We start from the raw sequence: 1,249 nt of genomic DNA, 5'->3' as shown, positions 1-1,249 counted from the left end.
TTCTCTATACTTGAATTGACGAGAAACAAGCAGAGAATGGAGTTGCGTGCCAATGAATTCTATCATGTATTTGCCAGGCTTGAAAGAGGTTATCATCACCGGAATTGAAGAACAGGAGGACCGGCTGGTCCTCCATGCAGAACTGGAAGTTAGGATCCATGCTTGCCCTTCCTGTGGTTCGAGGACCCGCAAGGTCCATGACTATCGTGTGCGTAAAGTTGGTCATCTGAAGCTCTTTGAGCGTTTAACTACTATCTTTTATCGACAGCGGCGTTACGCTTGCCAAAAATGCCGAAAACGCTTCAGTGAAAAGAATCCGATCGTAGGCAGGTATCAACGTTTTACGAAAGAATGGAATCAAGCCGTATCCCTCCGTTGTGTAAAAGCGAAAACGTTCAAGGAAATGGCCGTTTCTTTTGGAGCCTCCGCTACCACTATTACACGCCGTTTTGATGGCTTGGCAGAGAAAGAAATGACATCACCCGGTAAACTTCCTAAAGCTATTGCCATTGACGAATACAAAGGAGACACGTCTGCCGGAAAATATCAGGTGATCATTGCGGACGCAGCCACCCGTCAGCCGATTGATGTCTTGCCTGACCGAAAGGTTGAAACCGTCAAGTCCTACCTGCAACAACATGGAGGCGCCGTCGAGGTGGTCGTTATGGACATGAGTTATACGTTCAAGAGCGCAGTTAAGAAGGCGCTCGGCAATCCGGTCATCGTTGCAGATCGTTTCCATTTCGTGCGTTACGTTCATTGGGCATTAGAACGAATTCGGGTACGTGTTCAGAAAGAGTTCAGCGAGTACGACCGTAAGAAATGTAAAAGGATGCGCCATGTATTCCATAAGCAGTCGGATCAGCTGACCGAGAAACAGAAGTGGTATCTGGACAGATACCTAAATATGCATCCAAGCCTTCGAAAGGCGTATGAGCTTAAGGAAGCGTTTAAGAAGTGGTTCAATGATGCAAAGACAGCGGGGCTTGACGGCATAGCGGAAATCAAACAAGAGCTGCAGGGCTTTTATGAACTGATTGAGGAATCAGGCCTCGAGGAATTCCGGAAAACCCGGGATACGCTGCGGAACTGGCAAGTCGAGATCCTCAATAGCTTTGCCTTCGGTTACAGCAACGGGTTTCTGGAAGCCATCAATAACACCACCAAGGTGTTGAAGCGAAATGCATATGGTTACCGGAACTTTGACCGGATGCGTGCCCGGATACTGCTGAAATGGAAGTATCGAGAG

At 47.9% G+C, this 1,249-nt stretch carries 1 protein-coding gene; it reads left to right on the top strand.

What is annotated here, in order from left to right:
• Positions 1 to 46 precede the first annotated feature (46 nt).
• Positions 47 to 1,249 (top strand): ISL3 family transposase (locus ACFFIY_RS14370; RefSeq protein ID WP_376837324.1); only part of this gene is annotated, 1,203 nt, incomplete at its 3' end.

The organism is Bhargavaea ullalensis (assembly GCF_042432615.1).
In the GTDB taxonomy this organism is placed as follows: Bacteria; Bacillota; Bacilli; order Bacillales_A; family Planococcaceae; genus Bhargavaea; species Bhargavaea ullalensis.
The sequence above is the reverse complement of the archived record's forward strand: the minus strand, read 5'-3'. Positions and strand labels throughout refer to the sequence as shown.